The sequence below is a fragment of the Streptomyces sp. NPDC005374 genome, assembly GCF_042872225.1.
GTDB lineage: Bacteria > Actinomycetota > Actinomycetes > Streptomycetales > Streptomycetaceae > Streptomyces.
On record NZ_JBIAKA010000002.1, the window covers coordinates 49,490 to 65,861 of the forward strand.

At 71.5% G+C, this 16,372-nt stretch carries 20 protein-coding genes; 9 read left to right on the forward strand and 11 right to left on the reverse strand.

Features of this window, described 5'->3' with window-relative positions:
- Positions 1-10: 10 nt before the first annotated feature.
- Positions 11-1,006 carry a hypothetical protein gene (locus tag ACFYRX_RS05690; RefSeq protein WP_389097030.1) on the reverse strand — a complete coding sequence of 332 codons (996 nt, stop codon included), beginning with the start codon at positions 1,004-1,006 and terminating at the stop codon, positions 11-13.
- Between the two features lie 212 nt (positions 1,007-1,218).
- Here ACFYRX_RS05690 and ACFYRX_RS05695 point away from each other — a divergent pair, with 212 nt between their 5' ends.
- From ACFYRX_RS05695 to tgmB, 3 genes are all read left to right on the forward strand, one after another.
- Entirely contained in the window at positions 1,219-1,536 is a 318-nt protein-coding gene (locus ACFYRX_RS05695) for a YkvA family protein (protein WP_389097032.1), read from the forward strand.
- A gap of 131 nt (positions 1,537-1,667) precedes the next feature.
- Complete coding sequence (gene tgmA, locus ACFYRX_RS05700) at positions 1,668-1,859, forward strand: putative ATP-grasp-modified RiPP (RefSeq protein WP_020134687.1); 192 nt, start codon at positions 1,668-1,670, stop codon at positions 1,857-1,859.
- 17 nt (positions 1,860-1,876) lie between these two features.
- On the forward strand, positions 1,877-2,851 hold the full coding sequence (gene tgmB / locus ACFYRX_RS05705) for an ATP-grasp ribosomal peptide maturase (protein WP_389097034.1): 975 nt from the start codon (positions 1,877-1,879) through the stop codon (positions 2,849-2,851).
- 6 nt (positions 2,852-2,857) lie between these two features.
- On the opposite strand, the gene ACFYRX_RS05710 is transcribed toward tgmB, so the two are convergent.
- Together ACFYRX_RS05710 and ACFYRX_RS05715 are read right to left on the reverse strand one after the other, a co-directional pair.
- Positions 2,858-3,073, reverse strand: coding sequence for a hypothetical protein (locus tag ACFYRX_RS05710; protein WP_328752572.1), 216 nt, complete (start codon positions 3,071-3,073; stop codon positions 2,858-2,860).
- A gap of 115 nt (positions 3,074-3,188) precedes the next feature.
- A complete protein-coding gene (locus tag ACFYRX_RS05715) occupies positions 3,189-3,644 on the reverse strand; it encodes a hypothetical protein (protein WP_389097036.1) in 456 nt (151 codons plus the stop codon).
- A gap of 181 nt (positions 3,645-3,825) precedes the next feature.
- On the opposite strand from ACFYRX_RS05715, the gene ACFYRX_RS05720 reads away from it, so the two are divergent.
- Positions 3,826-4,797, forward strand: a complete 972-nt coding sequence (locus ACFYRX_RS05720; RefSeq protein ID WP_389097037.1) for a GlxA family transcriptional regulator — start codon at positions 3,826-3,828, stop codon at positions 4,795-4,797.
- A gap of 38 nt (positions 4,798-4,835) precedes the next feature.
- On the opposite strand, the gene ACFYRX_RS05725 is transcribed toward ACFYRX_RS05720, so the two are convergent.
- Positions 4,836-5,078: a DUF5133 domain-containing protein gene (locus tag ACFYRX_RS05725; protein WP_389097038.1), complete on the reverse strand. Its 243-nt coding sequence runs from the start codon at positions 5,076-5,078 to the stop codon at positions 4,836-4,838.
- A gap of 172 nt (positions 5,079-5,250) precedes the next feature.
- Between ACFYRX_RS05725 and ACFYRX_RS05730 the strand changes: the two genes are divergently transcribed.
- Positions 5,251-5,598 (forward strand): hypothetical protein, encoded by a 348-nt coding sequence (locus ACFYRX_RS05730; protein WP_389097039.1) that lies wholly within the window; start codon positions 5,251-5,253, stop codon positions 5,596-5,598.
- Between the two features lie 66 nt (positions 5,599-5,664).
- Here the strand turns inward: ACFYRX_RS05730 and ACFYRX_RS05735 are convergent, their stop codons facing one another.
- Positions 5,665-6,207, reverse strand: coding sequence for a hypothetical protein (locus ACFYRX_RS05735; RefSeq protein ID WP_389097040.1), 543 nt, complete (start codon positions 6,205-6,207; stop codon positions 5,665-5,667).
- 28 nt (positions 6,208-6,235) lie between these two features.
- Positions 6,236-6,787, reverse strand: coding sequence for an ATP-binding protein (locus ACFYRX_RS05740; RefSeq protein WP_389097041.1), 552 nt, complete (start codon positions 6,785-6,787; stop codon positions 6,236-6,238).
- Between the two features lie 211 nt (positions 6,788-6,998).
- On the opposite strand from ACFYRX_RS05740, the gene ACFYRX_RS05745 reads away from it, so the two are divergent.
- The gene (locus tag ACFYRX_RS05745) at positions 6,999-7,229 is read left to right on the forward strand and encodes a DUF397 domain-containing protein (protein ID WP_389097042.1); all 231 of its coding nucleotides are present in this window, start codon (positions 6,999-7,001) and stop codon (positions 7,227-7,229) included.
- A 141-nt stretch (positions 7,230-7,370) separates the two neighbouring features.
- Complete coding sequence (locus tag ACFYRX_RS05750; RefSeq protein ID WP_389097043.1) at positions 7,371-8,288, forward strand: helix-turn-helix domain-containing protein; 918 nt, start codon at positions 7,371-7,373, stop codon at positions 8,286-8,288.
- A 25-nt stretch (positions 8,289-8,313) separates the two neighbouring features.
- Here ACFYRX_RS05750 and ACFYRX_RS05755 read toward each other — a convergent pair whose 3' ends face one another.
- The 3 genes from ACFYRX_RS05755 to ACFYRX_RS05765 all read right to left on the reverse strand — a co-directional run bounded on the left by ACFYRX_RS05755 (position 8,314) and on the right by ACFYRX_RS05765 (position 11,172).
- Entirely contained in the window at positions 8,314-9,045 is a 732-nt protein-coding gene (locus ACFYRX_RS05755; RefSeq protein ID WP_389097044.1) for a class I SAM-dependent methyltransferase, read from the reverse strand.
- A gap of 292 nt (positions 9,046-9,337) precedes the next feature.
- Positions 9,338-10,156: an SAM-dependent methyltransferase gene (locus ACFYRX_RS05760; RefSeq protein ID WP_389097045.1), complete on the reverse strand. Its 819-nt coding sequence runs from the start codon at positions 10,154-10,156 to the stop codon at positions 9,338-9,340.
- A 158-nt stretch (positions 10,157-10,314) separates the two neighbouring features.
- Positions 10,315-11,172, reverse strand: coding sequence for an aldo/keto reductase (locus tag ACFYRX_RS05765; RefSeq protein WP_389097046.1), 858 nt, complete (start codon positions 11,170-11,172; stop codon positions 10,315-10,317).
- Positions 11,173-11,435: 263 nt separating this feature from the next.
- Between ACFYRX_RS05765 and ACFYRX_RS05770 the strand changes: the two genes are divergently transcribed.
- Positions 11,436-12,335, forward strand: a complete 900-nt coding sequence (locus ACFYRX_RS05770) for a Gfo/Idh/MocA family protein (protein WP_389097047.1) — start codon at positions 11,436-11,438, stop codon at positions 12,333-12,335.
- A 9-nt stretch (positions 12,336-12,344) separates the two neighbouring features.
- Here the strand turns inward: ACFYRX_RS05770 and ACFYRX_RS05775 are convergent, their stop codons facing one another.
- Complete coding sequence (locus tag ACFYRX_RS05775; protein WP_389097048.1) at positions 12,345-12,686, reverse strand: hypothetical protein; 342 nt, start codon at positions 12,684-12,686, stop codon at positions 12,345-12,347.
- Between the two features lie 278 nt (positions 12,687-12,964).
- Here ACFYRX_RS05775 and ACFYRX_RS05780 point away from each other — a divergent pair, with 278 nt between their 5' ends.
- Positions 12,965-14,053: a PP2C family protein-serine/threonine phosphatase gene (locus tag ACFYRX_RS05780; RefSeq protein WP_389097049.1), complete on the forward strand. Its 1,089-nt coding sequence runs from the start codon at positions 12,965-12,967 to the stop codon at positions 14,051-14,053.
- Here the strand turns inward: ACFYRX_RS05780 and ACFYRX_RS05785 are convergent.
- A complete protein-coding gene (locus ACFYRX_RS05785) occupies positions 14,010-16,259 on the reverse strand; it encodes an MMPL family transporter (RefSeq protein ID WP_389097050.1) in 2,250 nt (749 codons plus the stop codon). The two genes, ACFYRX_RS05780 and ACFYRX_RS05785, sit on opposite strands and share 44 nt — an antisense overlap.
- Between the last annotated feature and the right edge of the window lie 113 nt (positions 16,260-16,372).

Below are 16,372 nucleotides of genomic sequence, written 5' to 3' on the forward strand. Positions count from 1 at the left end.
GTCGGGTCGCCTACCGGGCCGCCTCCGCCAACGGCCGCTCCGCCAGCACACGCTCGGGCCGTGCCGGCACCGCGAGGCGCACCACGAGTGCGGTCAGCGCGGCCAGGGACGCGCACACCGCGACCGTACCGGCGAGCCACGCCGGGGCGAGCGGAAGCTCCAGGGCCCGGGACAGACCCGCCGAGCGGAAGCGGCCGTCGAGCAGTTGGCCCGCGGCCACCCCGGCCGGTACCACCACCGCCAGGGCGAGGAGCACGACGACCGGCCGGATGGCCAGCAGCAGAGCCAGCAGGGCGCACAGGGCCGACACGCCGACGGCGAAGCCGTACACCCGAAGCGACGCCCCGTCCCGGTGCGCGGGGAAGCAGAGCAGTCCGCACACCAGCAGCGCCAGGGCGGCCAGCCGGCCCGGCCAGGCCGGAACCCTCGCGGTCCGGCGTCGCGCGGGGGGATGCGGCGGCGGGGCGGGGAAGACGTCCGGGCCCGCGGTCTCCTGCTCCGGCCGGCCCGCGAACTCGTACGACCCGGGCGCCTCGTACGGCGGTTGCTCGGGCCTCTCCACCGCCAACCGGCCGATCAGTTCGACGAGTTCCTCCACTGGGCGCCCGGTCGCGGCCGCGCGCACCGCCTCCTGACCGCAGTGGGGCTGCAGTTCGGACCGGTTCAGCAGGGCCACCAGCCGGGTCACGTCCTCTATGGGACGTGTCTCGGCGGCGGCCCGGATCGCCTCGTCGGCGCTGTCCGGATCCCTGGGCGGCCGGGTCAGCAGGGCGACGAGCCGGGTGACGTCCTCCACGGACCGGTCCACGCCGACCGCGCGCAGGGCGGCGCCGGTGGCCTGCGCGTACTGGGGCGACTGTTCCAGCAGGGTGATGAGGTGGACGACGTCCTCCAGGGGGCGGTCGGCCACGGCGGCGCGCACCAGGTCGCCGACGGGATCGCCGTACGACCGGTCCATCGGTATGGCGGGTTCGTTCGGGTGAGCTGCTGACGGGCCGGTGGTCATGCTGTGCTCCAGACAATGAGTGCGGTCGCCTCCGTGCGCCCCCCGCGTGCGCCACGAAACCGAGGTGAACCATTCGTAAGCGGGTACACAGCGCGGTGCCACTCGGATGAGCCAGAGGTGTGAGTGGCGGATCTCGGCGAGCCTTAGGCGGGCCGGATGCGGGAATCCGTGAGAAAGCGCGCCGCAGGGTGCCCGGAGGAGGAGGTCGGCCCGTGGATTCGACCACAGCACTGATCGTCGTCGCCGCGGTGCTCGCGGCGCTGGCACTGGCGGTGGCCGTGGGACTGCTGGTACGGCTCGTGAGAACCCGACGCGGCCTGCGGCGGGCGGGACTTCCCACCGGGCCCCGCTGGGTCTTCTGGGGCGCCCTGTTGTATTTCGTACTGCCCACCGATCTGGTGCCGGACCCGGTGTACCTCGATGACATCGCTGTCCTGCTGCTCGCGCTGCGCACCCTGCGCGGCTCTCCCGCCGACCGGGCCGCGCTGCGGCTCGCCGACCGGGAGCGGGAGACATCGCGCCGCCCGTAATTACGCAGCGTAAGGAAACCAATCACTCGTTCGATTCGTATAAGTCTCTGGAAGCCGAAGGAAGTCGGCTGACCTGACGGCGTCATGGGGTGACGCCGTCTGCGAGAGGCAGTACCGGCGAGGGAGAGACGATGCAACCGTTCGCGCTCAACTACGCACGCCCGGCAGCGGCGTTGGAGGCGACCACTCCGTACGTCTACGACTCCGGGCGGCAGTTGAACGTGCTCATGGACGGCCGGGTCGCCGCCCGCGACCACGCCCTGATGAGGGAACTGGGGACCACCACCTCCACGGCGGGCTCCAAGACTCACTTCGACGACTGAACACAGGCCGACGACCGATGACCGTGTTGATTCTGACCTGCGAAGAGGACGTGACGGCCGACATGGTCGTCGTGCACCTCAACGCCACGGGGGTTCCGGTGGTCCGGCTCGATCCGGCCGATCTCACCGAGGGGGTCTCGCTGTCCGGCGAGTACGTGCACGGTGCCTTCCGCGGCCACCTCTCGGCGGGCGGCCGCCTGGTGGGCATCTCCGGGTTGCGTTCGATCTGGGTCCGACGGCCGGGCACACCCGCGGCGCGTGCCGCGCAGCCCTCCGACTGGCTGACCGAGGAGTCCGCCCAGGCGCTCTACGGCATGCTCCGCGGCAGTGACGCCCGCTGGATGAACCATCCCGACGCGGCCCGCCGGGCCCGTCACAAGCCCTGGCAGCTACGGCTCGCCCAGCGCTGCGGCCTGCCCGTACCGGCGACGATCGTGACGACGTTCCCGCAGGCCGCGCGTGAGTTCGCCGAGCGCTACCCCGATCTGGTGGTCAAGCCGGTCTCGGGGGCGCATCCTCAGGACCCGCCCAGGGCGGTGCCGACCAGCCGGGTCGAACCGGACACCGACTTCGCGGCCGTCGCCTTCGGCCCCACCCTGCTGCAGCGGCGGGTCGCCAAGCGGGCCGACATACGGCTGACCGTCGTCGGCGAGACGATGCTGGCCGCCCGGAAGGCCTGCGGCGCCGACGACGAGGTGGACGTCCGTTTCGCGTCGTCCGATGCGTCATGGTGTCCCGCCGAGGTCCCGCCGCGGGTCGCCGCCGCCGTCCGGGACTATCTCGACGCGGCCGAACTGGCCTACGGCGCCTTCGACTTCGCGGAGGACGGGGACGGGACCTGGTGGTTCCTGGAGTGCAACCAGTCGGGCCAGTTCGGCTTCGTGGAAGTGGAGACGGGCCAGCCGATCGCGCGCACCATCGCCGAGTGGCTGGCCCTGCCGGGCCCCGAGCAGCGCGCTCGTGCCGACGGCGCGAACACGACGGTGTCCTGAAGAGGGTCAGTAGGGCCGAGGGCCGGGGGGAAGGGCGGCGGGCACCCACCCCTGGCCCGGCGAGGCGGGGCGTTCGGGGGCGGGCGGGGGCATGAGGGGCTGAAACGGCCGCATGACGTACTCCAGTTCCCTGCGTACGCGCTCGGCCTCCCTGCGGGCTACAGCGGGGACGTCGCCGCGCTCGGCGACGAGTCGGTCGTAAATGGGGGAATCCTGGAACACCCGTCAACGCGCCTTTCGTTTTCTCGGCCCACGCGTATGGGCACGGCTGACGAGTCTAGGCGCCCCCACGCACCGACGTGCGAATTCCGGCGCCGGCCTTGACGGGCCGCGGGCGTCATGCCCCGGTGGTGGACCCCGGCCGGATGATCATCAGGACGGTCACACTCGCCCACAGAAGGTTGAAGATGCCCGTGAACATGGCCAGTTGGACCGTGTTCCGGCGCTCGACACTCCCCTTCCCCGTGAGCACCTCCAGGAGCTCGCCCTGCCGGGGCAGGACGAAGGCGGCGAGGACTCCGGCGGCCGCGGCGGTCAGGGCGATGGAGGCGGTGAGCCAGCCGTCGCCCAGGACACCCATGGCGCCCGCGGTGGCGAGGCCGAGAACGGGGACCGCGATGCCGATGCCGGAGTAGACCCGGCAGATGCGGTACAGCAGTCGTACCGTGCCGATCCCGGCCTCCTCCGTGTGGGCCCGGCGGGCCGCCGGCGGGAACATGCTGGCCGCCACGGTCACCGGTCCCACGGCGACGATGGCGGCGAGGACGTGCAGGGTCAGCAGGAACTTGGTCATGGGGTGACGTGTCCTTCTCCGGTGCGGTCGGTGGTGCCCGGCCCACCCTAGGAAGCCGCCCGGTGATCACACAGAGGCTGAAACGACAGGTTCCCACGGGTTCTCGCCAACGTGTCCGGTAGTGGTTTTCCGTATACCCCCTGTTGGAGGCGTTGGCGGGAACCCACCTATCGTGGCCGTCATGCACTCCGTGGCGATCCTGGTCCTCGACGATGTGGTGCCGTTCGACATGGCGGCGCCCATGCAGGTGTTCGACTGGACGCAGCTGCCCGACGGGCGCCCCGCCTACCGGGTCCGGCTGTGCGCCGAGTCGCCCGAGGTACGGGCGGACGGGGGTTTCACCCTGCGGGTCGAGCACGGGCTGGAAGCCCTCGCCGAGGCGGACACGGTCATCGTGCCGGGCTGCTCCCCCGCGGCCGGGCCGCCTTCCCCGCGCGCCTTGAACGCCCTCAGGGAGGCCGCCGAGGCGGGGACCCGGATCGCGTCCGTGTGCGTGGGCGCTTTCGTGCTGGCCGAGGCCGGACTGCTGGACGGGCTGCGTGCCACCACCCACTGGGTGGCCGCCGACCGGCTCGCACGGGACTTCCCCGCCGTCGAGGTGCAGCCGGACGTGCTGTACGTCGACAACGGCCAGATCCTGACCTCCGCGGGCGCGGCCGCGGCCCTCGACATGTGTCTGCACATGATCCGCCGGGATCTGGGGTCGGCGGTCGCCGCGCATGCCGCCCGGATGTCGGTCATGCCCCTCGAACGGGAGGGCGGACAGGCCCAGTTCATCGTGCACGACCATCCGCCCGTGCCCCGCGGGTCCGCGTTGGAGCCGCTCCTGGAGTGGCTTGAGGACAACCTGGCCCACGAGATCACCCTCGGGGCGATGGCGGCCCGCTGCAAGATGGGCGAACGGACCTTCAGTCGCCGCTTCCGCGAGCAGACGGGCAGTACTCCCCTGCAGTGGCTGCTGCGGGCCCGGGTGCGACGCGCCCAGTACCTGCTGGAGAACACCGGGCACCCGGTCGAACGGGTCGCGCGGCAGGCGGGGTTCGGCTCCCCCACGGCGTTCCGGGAACGCTTCCGCCGCGTGGTCGGCACCACACCGCAGGCGTACCGCGCGGCCTTCCACGGTAAGGACGCCGTCCCGGCGGCACGCTCCTGACCTGCCCGCCGGGACCCGCGTCGGATGCCTGTCCGGTGTCACACGGCCAGTGGCAGGCCGCTCTCACCGTCCGGGTCCCTACGCCCGGCGTCCGGCAGCAGGGCGTCCGCCCTGGCGACCGCTTCACCGACATCGGTGGTGCCCATCATCACGCAGAGTGTGTAGCTGACGTCGTCCAGCTCGCGAGCCGTCGTCGGCCTCATCCTCTCCGCCTGCGCGATCCTCAGCGACGCGTAGCGGGTCAGCAGCGTTCTGACAGTCTTCGGGTCCGGAACGAGCACGAAGCGCCCCTCTCTCGATTTTCGCTGCGTATGCCCGGTCTGCCCGGGCCCAATCCCATCCGCCGCCTCCCGGTACGCAATTGGCGCAATACCGCGCGACCCGACCCGCTTCCACAAGGGCCGCAAACCGTTGAACAAGGGGCATCCCTCGCACCACGAACGGTATACGCCCATGAACCGCTCCGCAGGTCTCCTCAGCGCCCTCTACCTCGCCACGAGCACCGGACTCGCCTGGACCGGGGTCCTCGCCCTGCGCCACGGTGCCCCGTGGGCCGCGTGCCTGTTCGCCGCGGCGAGCCTGGTCCCGGTGATCGCCGTCGTACGCGAGTGCGTGATCTGCGACGAGCGGCGCGCCCTGGCCGAGATGAGGCGGCGGGCGGCGGGGCCGGGTGCGGGGGCCGCCGACGACATCGTCCGCGCCGAGCTCGACACCGCGTGCTGCGAACGCTGGTGGACGAGCTGTGGCAGCGACCACGACTCGACGTGCCCCCGGCGGGTGCCCAGGAGCAGCGCGGCGTGACACCGCGTCGGCCGCCCGGGGTCCAGGTGGCCGGACCGACCCGGAGAACAGCGGGCCGACGGCTTCCTACTCGTCGAGCGCGCGCGCCAGTTCCGTGGTGGCGTGGGCGATCTCGGTGTCGTCGTCGGCCATCAGCCGGCTGAGCGCACCGCTCTTGGCGCGGACGGCCTGACGGGCCTGGCGCTCCCACACCACCGGGTTCTCACGGTGGTTGAGCAGCTTGGGGTAGACGGCCGCCGTGCTCTCCCACTGACGGGCGCCGGCGATGCTCCTGAGCAGCTGGATGATCTCCGCCCGGCAGGTCACCTGCGGCAGTTGGGCGAGCTCCCACAGGAAGGGAACCGTGGCGGCGGTGGCCTGCTCCACGACGAAGCCGTACTGGCAGATGCGCTTGCGCAGGTCGCCCAGTGCGGCGCCGGCGGTGTCGGGATCGCCCCAGGCCACGCTGTTGAGGAGCAGGGGGATGGCCGTCGCGCGGCCGGTGGAGTCCTGGATCTCGCCCCAGGGGACCTGGCTCAGTGCCATCAGGGGCGCGGTCCGTGCCACCCCGGTCGTGGACTCGGGGCGACTCGTGCGCTCGTTGCTCGGCTGGTCCGGAGCGGTGCGCATGGCGTGAGGCCTTTCCGCGGCAGTCATGTCAGGGAGGAGGGGAGGTCGACAGCTTGGCCCAGACGGTCTTGCCGGCCGGGGGCCGCGAGGTCCAGCCCCACTCCTCCGCCAGGGCGTCGACGATGTACAGGCCACGTCCGTGCTCCCGCAGGGAACAGACGTCGGCGGGCGTGTACGCGGGCGGCTCGTCACCGGGGTCCGAGACGGTGACCAGCAGATGGGCCTGGTCCAGGTCCAGCCCCAGCCACACCTCCGCCGCACCGCCCGCCGCGGGCCGGAGCACCGCGTGGGCCACGGCGTTGGCCGCGAGTTCGGTGATCACGAGGGTGGCGTCGTCACTGCGGTGGCCGAGCGACCAGCAGCTCAGGGTCTCGCGGGTGAAGGCGCGGGCCCGGGCGAAGCCTTCCCCACTGCAGCTGACCAGCAGCGCGGCGGAGACCAGTGGGCCTCCCGACAGCGGTCGCTGTCTGCCGACGGTGGGAACCGGACGCCGCAAGGTCTCGCCGGTCGTGTCCGCACCGGACGCCGCAGGCACAGCCTGGCCCGGCGGCCTGAGCACGTGTTTCGCAGGTGATGACACGGCATCTCCCTGATGCGACGTCAGGACGGGGGCGCAACCACGGGGGTTGACGCCAGAGCTATTATCCACGCTGAAGGCGCCCGCGTGCAATTGCACGAGAAATTGCGCGAATGGCGGGTGGGGCCACGGAGGTTGTGGAGGTGCGCCCCGTCCCGCCCGGACGGCCGGGCACAGCGCCCGGCGCAGAACGTGAACAGCAAGGAGACTGGCAGTGCCACCAGTGCAGAACGGAGTGCGGGCGAGTTCACTGGACGCCCGCTGGGTCAAGAGCCGCCACAGCAACGCCGAGGGCAACTGCGTCGAAGTGGCCTCACTGGTCGACGGCGGTGTCGCACTCCGCAACTCCCGTGATCCCGACGGCCCCGCGCTCGTCTACACACCGGCCGAGGTCGCCGCGTTCCTCGCCGGCGCGAAGGACGGTGAGTTCGACCATCTCCTGTGACCTTCGGGTCCGGGTTCGGGGGCCCGGGGCGAGGCCGGCTCCGACTCCCGTGCCGCAGGCGGCATCTACGGATTGATGCGGTACGGACACGCTGCGTGCGATATTGTGAGATGTCTCTGTGCCTGTTTACTGGGAGTCAGGATGTCTGCCGCGTCCCACCGCATCTCCCGCCTGGAACCGTATCTGGACCGGTCCGAACCGGCCCCCACGCTGCTGAAGATGCTGGTGGGCGTCCAGTTGGCGGGATTCCGGGAGGATGCCGAGTTCGCCCAGGACCAGGCGGCGCGAGCCCTCGGGTTCAGCCCCGCCAAGCTGTCCCGCATCGAGTCGGGCAAGGGCCGCAGGCCTCCGTCGGAGAACGACGTCCGCGCCCTCCTCCAGCTGTACGGCACCGAGGACTACGAAGCCTCGGTGCTGCTCAAGCTCCTCCAGCGGGCCGGCGAGCCGGGCTGGTGGCAGCGGTACGACAAGCGCCTGATGCCCGAGTGGTTCGACCGGCTGGTCGGTCTGCAGGAGGCGGCCGCGGCCATCCGCACCTTCGAGATCCAGTACGTTCCCGGGCTGCTCCAGACCCCGGACTACACCCGGGCCGTGGTGGAGCGCGGGCTGCCGAGCGCTGCCGCGAGCGAGGTCGGCCGCCGTGTGGAACTGCGCACCCGGCGCGCGCAGTTGTTGCGGCGCGAGGACCCTCCGCAGCTGTGGGCGGTGATCGACGAGTCGGTGCTGCTGCGGGTGCTGGGCAGCCGTGAGGTCATGCGGGAGCAGCTCGCGCACCTCGTCGACATGGCCCAGAAACCCCATGTGACGGTGCAGGTCGTGCCGTTGGACGTGACGAACGCCTCCGCTCCCGCCATCCCGATCACTTATCTGCGCTTCGGCGGTCTCGATCTGCCCGACGTCGTCTACCTGGAACACATCAAGAGCGCCAACTTCCTGGAGGACCGGGACGAGACCGAGGAGTACCGGCTCGCCCTGGACCGGCTGGCCGACGACGCGCTGGAACCCCGGGCCTCGCTGCAGCTGTTGCGACAGACGATGGAGCAGCGCTACGGCGGTTGAGGGCCTGACGTGGCGCGGATGCCGGTTAGCCGTCGCGGCCGAACAGGCCTGTCCACAGGAAGGGTTCGCCGAAGCGGTCGGACTCGGGCGGCTCGTCGCGCATGCGCCGCAGTTCGATCTCGGTCAGGTCGGAGAAGATCCGGCGCAGGGACTCCGCCGTGTAGGCGAGACCGCCGTCGAGCCGGCCCTGCCGATAGAACTCCACGTCCGGCAGTCGCGACCCCATGGAGCCGTCGGCGAAGCAGGCGATGCCGAAGCGGCCGCCGGGTGCGAGGTGCTGGTCGAGGAGCGCCAGGTAGCTGACGCGGCGGTGCGGCGGCAGATGGTGGAAGCAGCCGGAGTCGTAGATCAGGTCATAGGTGCCCGTGAGTTCGGTGGCCGCCAGCGAGAAGACGTCGCCGCACAGGAAGCGGACATCGACGCCCGCCTCGTGCGCCCGCTCCCGGCCCCAGGTGATGGCCGCGGCCGAGAGGTCGACGGCGTCGACCTCGAAGCCGAGGGAGGCGAGGTGCAGTGCGTTGCGGCCGGGACCGCAGCCCAGATCGAGAGCACGGCCCTCGGTGACGAGGCCACGGTCGAGGTACGACACCAGGCTTTCGTCCGGCTTCGCCGCGAAGAAGGGAACCGGCTTGGAGCGGTCCGCGTAGAAGCCGTCCCACCAGGAACCGGCGTCCGCCGTCCAGCGATCGGCTTGCGGAGCGAACAGCTTGTCGAGCAGCTGGAGTACGTCCTCGGTCGTGCATATGGTGCGGTCCATTCGGGCCCCTTCCTGATGCCGTCGATCATAGGGTTGACCAGCACAAAGACCCAGACCGCAGGGGTTTTGAGGAGGCTGCCGACGCCCGCGTGACGGGCTGCCGGAAAGGGCTGCGCCCGACCGGCCGGTGCACGGGTCCCACGACGCCCTCGCCCGCGTTCTGGACCGGCTCGGAGCATCTGTCGGCGTCGCCGCCGTCGCTTTCTCGGATCCGGTTCGGCGGACGCCCGCCGACACGCGTACGCCCCTGACGCGGGACCTTCGCGGTCGCGTCAGGGGCGTTCGTACCGGGTCAGACCAGTCGGGCTACTCCGCCGAACTCGATCCACTCGTGGGTGAGCTGACGGGGGGCCACCTCGGAGTCGGGCCGCCAGGTGGAGACCTCCACGAGGCCCGGCTCGAGGATCTCGAGGCCCTCGAACCACTCGGCGACGTCCTTCTCCTCGCGCACCCGGCCCCAGTGCCCCTGGGTCGCCTGGTCCATGAAGTTCGTGACGAAGTCGCGGACTTCGGGGTCTCCGCTGACCAGCTGGCACATCAGCATGAAGCTGCCGGGCGCGAGCTTCTCGCGGACCCGGCGGGCCAGGGCGGCCGGCCCGTCCGTGTCGCTGTCGGGGATGCAGTGCATGACCGAGTTGAAGAGAACGGCGACGGGCTGGTCGAAGTCGATCAGCCGCTGGGTCTCCTCGTGCGCGAAGATCGCCTCGGTCTCCCGCATGTCCGCGTGGATGACGGCGGTGCGCTCGTCCTGCTCGAGCAGAGCCCTGCCGTGGACGAGGACCATCGGGTCGTTGTCGACGTAGACCACGTGCGAGGTGGGGTCGATGCTCTGGGCGACCTGGTGGACGTTGTCCTGGGTGGGCAGGCCTGAGCCGTGGTCCAGGTACTGCCGGATGCCGTACTCCGCCGAGAGGGTCCTGACGACCCGCTGGAGGAAGCGCCGGTTGTTCACGGCGAGCCTGCGGGTGCTGGGGACGACCTTGTCGAGTTCTTCGCACGCCGCCCGGTCGGCCGCGTAGTTGTCCTTGCCGCCCAGATAGTGGTCGTACATGCGTGCGGCTGTGGGTACGGAGGCGTCGATCGCCGTGGACAGCTTCTTACCGGTGCTCATCTTTCCCCCAGCTCATCTGCCAACTGGCCTGGCAGGACAGGGAGTCCATCCTAGAGACACCACGATCGCCGGTGCCAGTCCGCACACGCTTCCGACCACGGGAGAGCGACGTGGCGGGCGCGACGGACGGCACCTGCGAGGGCCCTGAGGGCTTGGGCTCAGGCGGCGTCCAGTTCCGCGAGTTCGTCCGCGCCGAGCACGAGGTCGGTGGCGGCGAGCGAGTCGCGGATCGTCTCCGGGCGGCTCGCGCCCGGGATCGGCACGACGACCGGTGACTTGGCGAGCATCCAGGCCAGGCAGACGCGCTGCGGGCTCACCCCGTACTTCTCGGCGATCCGGGCGAACGGGGCGTGCGAGGAGCCCAGTTCGCCCGCGCGGGAAATGCCCCCGAGGGGGCTCCAGGGCAGGAAGGCGATGCCGAGTTCGTCGCACAGACGCAGTTCCGGCTCGCTGGAGCGGAAAGCCGGGGAGAACTGGTTCTGCACGGAGACCAGGCGGCCGCCGAGGATCTCGTTGGCCAGCCTGATCTGGTCGGGGTCGGCGTTGGATATGCCCGCCGCGAGGATCTTGCCCTCGTCGAGGAGGTCGCGCACGGCGCCGACGGACTCCTCGTAGGGGGTGCGGGGGTCGGGGCGGTGGAACTGGTAGAGCCCGATGGCCTCCACACCCAGCCGGCTCAGGGACGCCTCGCAGGCCTCCTTGAGATGCCGGGGGCTGCCGTCGAGTGTCCAACTGCCGTCCCCGGGGCGGAGGTGACCGCCCTTGGTGGCGACGAGGACGTCACCGCCGCGCTCGTGCGAGGCGAGGGCCTTGGCGATCAGGGTCTCGTTGTGGCCGACCTCGTCGGCGTCCCGGTGGTAGGCGTCGGCGGTGTCGATGAGGGTGACGCCCGCGTCGAGCGCGGCGTGGACGGTGGCGATGGAGCGTTCTTCGTCGGGCCGTCCTTCGATGGACATGGGCATCGCGCCCAGGCCGATCGAGCTGACTTCGACATCACCGATGCGGCGGGTGTGCATGTCCTTGGACCTCTTTCGGCTGCGGACGGCGGAGCGGTACTCCTACCAGGGTGGCCGTCTCCCGTTCCGAAGGTCCAATAGAGGAACGAGAACGGATTCAGCGACGGGGCAACTGAATCGCGATCCCTGTCGCTCGCGGGCGTCCGAGGCGCGGGAACGGGGTTGCGCGGCGGCCGTGTGCGTGTGACACCCTCACCTGGACCGGGCGGTGATCCGTGACCGGTCGTCGTGGGATTCGGCAGTGAGGCGAAAGAGGCGGCGGCATGCGTATCGGACTGCTCGGCACCGGTCCCTGGGCCCGGATGACCCACGCCCCCGCGCTCAGCGCGCATCCGGAGTTGGACTTCGCCGGGGTGTGGGGGCGTCGCGCGGACGCCGCCAAGGAGTTGGCCGACGAGCACGGCACACGCGCGTACGACGACGTCGACGCGCTGCTCGCCGACGTGGACGCCGTCGCCGTCGCCCTGCCGCCGGCCGTCCAGGCCGATCTCGCGGCGCGGGCGGCACGGGCGGGACGCCATCTGCTGCTGGACAAGCCGCTCGCCACGACGGTCGAGCAGGGGCGCGCCGTGGTCGAGGCCGTCCGGGAGAGCGGGGTCGCCTCGGTGGTGTTCTTCACCTCCCGTTTCCTGGCCGAGACCGAGGCGTGGATCGGCGAACAGGCGGGCGCGGAGGGCTGGTTCACGGCGCGGGCCGAGTGGCTCGGGTCGGTGTTCACCAGCGAGAGCCCGTTCGCCGATTCGCCGTGGCGCCGGGAGAAGGGCGCGCTGTGGGACGTCGGACCGCATGCCCTGTCGGTGCTGCTGCCGATCCTGGGCGATGTCCGTGACGTGGCGGCGGCCGCGCACGGCCCTGGGGACACGGTCCACCTGGTCCTGCGGCACACCGGCGGTGCGTCCAGCACCCTGACGCTGAGCCTCACGGCGCCGCAGGCGGCCGCGGGCGTCGGCGTCGAACTGCGGGGCACGGGCGGAGTCGCTCTTCTCCCCGAGTCGTCCGAGGGTGTCGTACCCGCCGTGCTCCGGGCCGCCGACGGCCTGCTCGCCGCCGCGCGCACCGGACGGGGCCACCCGTGTGACGCCGCGTTCGGACTGCGGGTCACCGAGATCCTCGTGGAGGCGGAGGCCCTGCTGGACGGCCGGAGCGCGGGAACCGCGGTGTAGCCCATCGGCTCACTCGTCGGGCATGTCGTCGTCGAACGGCTCGTCGCTCCACCGGAACCAGGCCCGGTCGCCCTGGATGTGCAGCAGGAACTCGGGCACCGGGCCGTCCGGAGCGACCAGCGACACTCGGCGCTCGATCTCTTCGTAGACCGCTCCCCACTCCTCCTGTCGCTCCTCGACGTCTGCCTCCAACAGGGCGAGCTCCCGCGCGAACAGCTGCTCCACGGCACCGAACGCGGGTCCGGCCCTGAACCGCCCGGACAGCCATGGGAAGTCGGCGTCGTCGATCAGGATCTCCCCGACCGGTTCGTCACCGCTGCGCACCTGCCAGACCTCGCCCACGAACCCCACACCGCCTCCTGCACCCGCCGACGGCCACCCGCCGATCACCCCATCGATCAGCCCGCAGATCAGCATGGCACCCGGCACTGACAATCGGCAGGGCAAGCTGCCGTGCCGGACCACGCTTCAGGTCACCCGGTGCGCGTCGGCCTGCCGGACGCGCGGCGGGCAGCTCGTGTTCGGCGGGCCCGCGCAGGTCTCCTTCGCCCGCCGTCGACCCGGGACGTGCTCTTCTGCAACGGAGCGCTCGGCGTGCGGGGCCGCGCGGGTCGTAGCAGCGTGGTGGTGTGAGCGGAGCGCGCGACCGGGACCGGCGGAGCTGGCTGACGGGCGCGCCCCCGCCCGGCTGGGTGCGGGTGCTGCCGGCCGCGATGCTGGCCGGGGTGTGCGTGGCGACTCTGGCGAGCCCCGGTCCGCTCGACATCGGGTTCCTGCTGGGCGCGATCCCGCCGCTGGCGGTGCTGTCGTACGGGCCGGCGGCGACCGCGGTCCTCGGTGTGCTCGTTCTGGCCGTGCTGAACGTACCGGCCTTCCGGCTGAACGATCCGGGCAGCACCGATGTGCTGACCGTCGGTTTCGTCGCGGCGCTCAGCGTGATCGTGTCCTTCGTACGGAGTCGGCGTGACGCGCAGCTGGTGACCGAGCGCGCGGTCGCCGAGGCCGCGCAGCGGGCCGTGGTGCCGTTGCTGCCGGAGCAGGTGGGGCCGGTGCGGTGCGCGGGTCTGTACCGGGCGGCGCAGCGGGGCACGCTGGTCGGCGGTGACTTCTTCGACGTGCGGGACGGGCCCTGCGGGGTGCGGGCGGTGATGGGCGATGTGCAGGGGCACGGACTGTCCGCCGTGGCCACCGTCGCCTCGCTGCTGGGGGCCTTCCGGGAGGCGGTGCTGGACCGGCCGGACCCCGAGTCGGTGGCCGCGCGGCTCGATCGCAGGCTGGTGGTGGACTCCGCGGCCGTTCGGCACTCGGAATTGTTCGCCACGGCGGTGGTGCTGGAGTTCGGTGCCGGCGCGAGGGCGGTGCGGATCGTGGCGTGCGGCCAGCCCGGCCCGGTACTGCTGCGCGACGGGCGGGCCGTGGAGCTCGACGTCCCGGTGGGTATGCCGCTCGGCCTCGGCCTGTCCGACGCCTCGCCGCCGATCGCGGTCACGGTCGCACTGCGCCCCGGCGACCTGCTCTTCCTGGCCTCGGACGGGGTCTGGGAGGCACGGAACGCCGCCGGTGCCTTCTACCCGCTGCTCGAACGGATCACCGACTTCGCGGGTGACCTCCCCGGCCTCGCCGAGCGGGTGTGGGCCGATCTCGTGCGCTGGGCCCCGGTGCTCAAGGACGACGTCACGATGCTCGTTCTCGCGCCCGGGGTTCCGCAGGCCCGCTGACCGTCCCGGCCGCCTCGGTCTCCCCCTCGGCGTCGATGTGCGGGAGGATCCGGTCGAGCCACCGGGGTGTCCACCAGGCGCGCGCTCCCAGCAGGGTCATGACGGCCGGGACCATGAGCAGCCGTACGACGGTCGCGTCGATCAGCACGCTCACGGCGAGGCCCAGTCCGAGCATCTTGACCACGATGTTGTCGCTGACGACGAAGGCCGCGAAGACGCTCACCATGATCAGTGCCGCGCAGGTGATCACGCGTGCGGTGATCTCCAGGGCGTGGGCGACGGACGCTTTGGCGTCGCCGGTGCGCAGCCAGGCCTCGTGGACCCGGGAGAGCAGGAAGATCTCGTAGTCCATGCTCAGTCCGAAGATGATCGCGAACATCATCATCGGCACATAGCTCTCGATGGGCACCTTGCCGGAGACGCCGAGCGCGGGGCCGCCCCAGCCCCACTGGAACACGGCGACGACGACGCCGTAGGAGGCGGCGATGGACAGGACGTTGAGGACGGCCGCCTTGAGGGCGACGAGCAGTCCGCGGAAGACGGCGAGGATGATCAGGAAGGCGAGTGCGACGACCACGCCGATGATCAGCGGCAGCCGGCTGGAGACGATGTCGCGGAAGTCGACCTGGGCGGCGGTGGTGCCGGTGACGTACCCCTTGGCGTCCGTGCCGGAGACGGCGGCGGGCAGGGTGGTGTCGACCAGGCGATTGGTGAGGTCGGTGGTGCCGGCGCTCTGCGGGGACTGCTTGGAGTAGACGGTGGCCAGCAGGACGTCGCCGTCCTTGGTGGGGGTCAGTTGGGTGACGGTGGTGGCTCCGGGCACCCCGTCGAGGCTCTTCTGCGCCTGGGTGGTGAGCGTCGAGCGCTCGGACGACGGTACGGACGTCTGGTCGATGACGACGGTGAGGGGGCCGTTGGAGCCGGGTCCGAAAGCGTCTGTCATCAGGTCGTAGGCCCGCCGGTCGGTGAAGGAGGTGGGGTCGGCGCCGTCGCCGATGTGGCCGAGCTGGAGGGAGAGGACGGGGATGGCGAGGACCACGACGGCCGTGACACCAGCGGCGAGGTAGCGCCAGGGGCGCCGCTCGACCCGCTGGGCGTAGCGGTGCCACGTCCCCTGCGGCACCTCGCCCTCGGCGGCGTCGGTCTCGGCGACCGGGCGGCGCACCCGGTAGCGGTCGATGCGGGTGCCGATCAGGCCCAGCAGGGCCGGGACCAGGGTCAGGGCGCCGAGGACCGCGGAGACGACCGTGACGGCTGCGGCGAGCCCGAGTTTCCCGATGAACGCCACGCCGGAGGCGGACAGCCCGGCCAGGGCGATGATCACCGTGCAGCCGGAGACGAGTACGGCACGGCCGCTGGTGGCGGTGGCCCCGCCCGCCGCGCGCACCGGGTCCTTTCCGTCCATGAGGCTCTGCCGGTGACGGGTGAGCTGGAAGAGCGCGTAGTCGATGCCGACGCCGAGCCCGATCATGGTGGCCAGGGTCGGGGAGACGGTCGCGAAGGTGAACGCGGCGGCCAGCAGGCCGAGGCAGGCGAGTCCGCCGATCACGCTGATCAGCGCGGTCACCAGGGGAATTCCGGCGGCGATCACACTGCCGAACCCGATGAGCAGGACGACGATGGCCACAGCGAAGCCGATCATTTCGCTCACCCGGTCGTCGGCGGCGGGCCGGGCGAGTTCGCCGAGCGGACCGCCGTACTCGACGTCCGCCCCCGCCGCCCTGAGGGGCTGTACGGCCTGGTCGACCCCGTGGAGGTAGTCGTCACCCAGGGTGGAGGGCTGAACGTCGAAGCGGACCGTGATGTACGCCGTCTTCCCCTCCGACGACAGCGGACCGACCTTCGACGCGGGCACGGAGAGCGGGTTCTGCGCCGACAGCACGTGGGGCAGCTTCTGGAGGTCGCCGACGGCCGTGGAGATCTGCGAGCCGAGCGAGGTGAGCTGCTTGTCACCGTCGCGCAGGACGATCTGGCCGCTGTAGCCGCCGGCCGCCGGGTCGTGCCGCTTCAGGACGTCCAGGCCCTCCTGGGACTGCACGCCGGGCAGGGAGAAGTTGTCGGAGTACTCCCCGCCGAAGGAGCGGTTCAGGGCCTGCAGGGCGACGAGGGCCACCAGCCAGGCCACCAGCACGATCACGAAGTGCCGGGCGCACCACTCCCCCAGTCTGCGCAGGGCGCCCTTCGGACTCTTTCGCGTGGTGGTCATGGCGTCGTCTCTCTGCCGGCCCCCGAGAGATCGCAGTTCCCATTACACGCCTGTCCGGTCGGCGGGGCATCCGGGGCACCCGCTCCGGTGCTTCCGGATGCAGGGTCGGCCCG